The 3511-nt window shown below is 71.0% G+C and carries 2 protein-coding genes; both read right to left on the bottom strand.

What is annotated here, in order from left to right:
* Positions 1-176: 176 nt before the first annotated feature.
* On the bottom strand, positions 177-2480 hold the full coding sequence (locus tag F9K34_RS17895) for a hybrid sensor histidine kinase/response regulator (RefSeq protein WP_291338465.1): 2304 nt from the start codon (positions 2478-2480) through the stop codon (positions 177-179).
* Between the two features lie 92 nt (positions 2481-2572).
* On the bottom strand, positions 2573-3511 hold a 939-nt coding region (locus tag F9K34_RS17900; protein ID WP_291338466.1), incomplete at its 5' end, for an RsmB/NOP family class I SAM-dependent RNA methyltransferase.

Consider the following 3511-nt stretch of genomic DNA (forward strand, 5'->3'; position numbering starts at 1 on the left):
GCCCCGGGGGGGCGCCCGGCACCCCGCCTCGTGCCAGGCGGCGCGGCCGCACCGCTGGGGTGGATGCTGCTCCGAGCCCCCACACGTCAGCCGCCGGTTTTCGACGCAAGGGGCCGGCGCGGCCTTGCCCGGCCGCTCCGGGTCGCGGGGCGTCCGTCGCGCGCCTTCCGGACGGCTCAGTGGATCTGGCCCTGGACCGTCGCCGTGAGTTCGCTGAGCGAGAAGGGCTTCGGCAGGAAGACCGAGTTGGGAATCCGCTCGCGCGTTTCCGTCAGGCTCTCCTCCGAGTAGCCCGACACGAAGACCACGCGGGTATTCGGACGCTCCTTCAGCGCCTCGCGCACCCAGCTCGGCCCGTCCATGCCCGGCATGATCACATCGGTGACGAAGACGTCGATCGCAAGCGAGCGGTCCTCGAGCGTCCTCAGCGCCTCCTCGGCGTTCTCGGCCTCGATCACCGTATAGCCCCTCAGGCGCAGCGCGCGGCTGGCGAAAGCCCGGACCGGAGCCTCGTCCTCGACGAGGAGCACGACGCCCTCGCCGGTCCGCGTGACGCGGCGCGGGGGCTGGACCGCAGGCTCTGCCGCCGGCTCGACGCGGTCGTCGGCGGGGAAATAGAGCGTGAAGGTCGTCCCCTGCCCTTCGATGCTGTCGCAGAAGATGTAGCCGCCGGTCTGCTTGACGATCCCGTAGGCGGTCGAGAGCCCGAGGCCGGTGCCTTCGCCCTGCCGCTTGGTGGTGAAAAAGGGCTCGAATATCTTCGGCAGTTTGTCGGCGGGGATGCCGATCCCGGAATCGGTCACGCGCACGACGACATAGGAGCCCGGCGCCACGCTCGCGCGGTCGCGGGTAAGGGTGTCGCGGATGGTCTGCATCTCGGTCTCGATCCGCACCTCGCCGCCGGCCGGCATCGCGTCGCGCGCGTTGACCACGAGGTTCATCACCACCTGTTCGAGCTGCCGCTTGTCGGCCCGGATGGGCTTGAGCGCCGGATCGTGGGCGACCGTCAGCCGGACCTTCTCGCCCAGAAGCCGGTTGAGCAGATGCGTCAGGTCCGACAGCGTGTCACGCAGGTCGATGATCTGCGGCTTCAGCGTCTGCTTGCGCGAGAAGGCGAGCAACTGGCCGACGAGGCTGGCCGCCCGGTTGGCGTTCTGGTTGATCTGCACGAGGTCGGCGTAGTCCGGATCGCCCTTGTCATGGCGCAGGAGGAGCAGGTCGCAATGCCCTGAAATCGCAGTCAGAAGGTTGTTGAAGTCATGCGCCACGCCACCGGCGAGCTGGCCGATGGCCTGCATCTTCTGGCTTTGCACGAACTGCGCCTCCAGCGTCTTGAGCTGGGTCGCGTCCGAGAGCACCGCGACGAGCGCGGGCCGCCCCTCCTCGACGACGCGGGTCAGCGTGACCTGGAGGTAGCTGTCCTTCTCGGCACCGCGCAGGCGCAGGACCTCGGGGCGCTGGTTGGCGCGGCCGGCGAGCGCATCCGCGATCCAGTCGTTCACCGGCCGGCCCAACCCCTCGAGAAGGTCGCTGAGCCGCATGCCCGGCGCGACCGCGCCCATGAGCGCCCGCGCGGCTCGGTTGGCCTCGCGCAGCTCGCCGACGCCCGTCAGGCGCAGCAGGGCGACGGGAAGGGTTTCGAAGGCCGTCGGATCCCCGGAATCGGCGGGTGCGCCGGCGGCGGACGGCAGCAGATAGACCTCGCGGCGCCCGCCGGCGCTCTCGATCACCGCGACAAGCGCGCGCAGCGGGCCCTCCGCGCCGGCGATCGCGTGCTCCTCCCCCGGTCGCAACGGCAGGTCGCTGAAGATCCGGTCGAGCGTCTTGACCCGTTCGCCGATCAGCCGCCGCGTCGCCTCGTTCATGAACAGGATCGTGCCGGTCCGGGAGACCGTCAGCATGGGCAGGCTGATCGTTTCCGCGCCGCGGCCGCCAACGGCCCGCTCGGCCATGTCCTCGAGCCGCCAGAGGAAGCCCGCCTCACCGATCCGGTGGACCGACAGCCGCACGTGGCCCCGCCGCGTCACCAGGTCCTCGCGTGCGGAACCGAGCGCCTCGGCCCGGTTCTGCAGCCGGTGCAGCACGGCCGCAGGGCTGGCGAAGACCTCGGCCAGGGCGCGTGTCAGGGTCTGGCCGCCGCGGCTTCCGAACCGTTGCAGCGCGGCGCGGTTCTGGGTGCCGATCTCGCCCTCGGGATCGGTGGTGAAGCTTGGCGAGGCGTCATGTTCGATGAAGGCCGCGATCTGCTCCTGCAAGGCCCCGTGCGACGCCCCGTGGCGGAGCGTGAGCCAGTTGATGAGGCCGGCGAGGGCCGCCAGCGTCCCGGCCACCGCAAGGACGGCCAGCCCGAGAACCCCCTCGACCAGGAACCAGGCAAGGGCCGCGACAACCAGGGCCGCTAGCACGAGATAGGCGCTGCGGGGCGCGAGCGTCAGCGCCGTTCGGGTCAGCGGAGGCGGAGAAAGCGCCGGATGCGACACCAGGTTGCTCCCTTCAGATTCGGTTCCTCCGCATTCGGACCCGAAATGCTTAAGCAGCGATTAACCGCGCCCGGATCACAACTTCCAATTGTCTAGGCCGCGCCCGACCCACGCGTCAAGAGAGCGCTGTAGAAGCCGTCGCCCCCCGAAAGCGGCGTGAAAAGCCGGTCCCCGAGGAGACGCCAGCCGGGAGTGCGGCCAAGAAACCCGTCGATCCGGTCACGGTTCTCCTCGCCGAGAAGCGAGCATGTCATGTAGGCGAGATACCCCTCCGGCGCGACATGGCCGCTGGCGCGGTCGAGGATCGCGGCCTGCAGGCGGCGGAGCTCTTCAAGACGGGCCGGCGTCAGGCGCCATTTCGCGTCCGGCATCCTCCGCCAGGTCCCGGTGCCGGAACAGGGCACGTCGGCGAGGACGAGGTCGAAGCGCCGCCCGGCGAGCGCGGCCGGGGTGGCCGTGGCAATCCGTACGCCGGCACGCGCGGCCCGGGCCGGCAGATCGACCATGCGGCCGGGATCGGCGTCATGCGCGACGACCTCGGCCACGCCCCGCGCCGCGACGGCGAGGGCCTTGCCGCCGCCGCCCGCGCAATAGTCGAGCACCCGCATCCCCGGACGGAGTGGCAGCGCCGCGACCGCCGCCTGCGGGCTCAGGTCCTGCAACTCCACCAGTCCCTCTAGATAGGCGCGGGAGTGGCGGATTTTCTGCGCATTTTCCGTCACTTCCAGCGCGAAGCTGACGCCCGCGCCCGAAGCCGCGCCGATCCCGTCGGCGGCGAGCGCGGTTGCCGCCTCCGGCACCGTACCTCGCCGCGGGTTCACCCGAAGGAAGACCGGCGCCCGCTCGCGCAGCCGGGCGAGGACGGCGGCGAAGTCCGCGCCGAGCGCACGGCGGAGCGCGGGCGCGATCCAGTCGCCGCAGGACGTTTCGCCACTGCTGCGGCAGAGGATCGTCGAAGGCGTGAACAGCCAGCTGGTCGCCCGCGGCTGGTCCGAATCCGCGGATGCGGACGTTGCCATCGCAGCCCATGT

It is taken from the genome of Albidovulum sp., assembly GCF_008933605.1.
GTDB lineage: Bacteria > Pseudomonadota > Alphaproteobacteria > Rhodobacterales > Rhodobacteraceae > Albidovulum.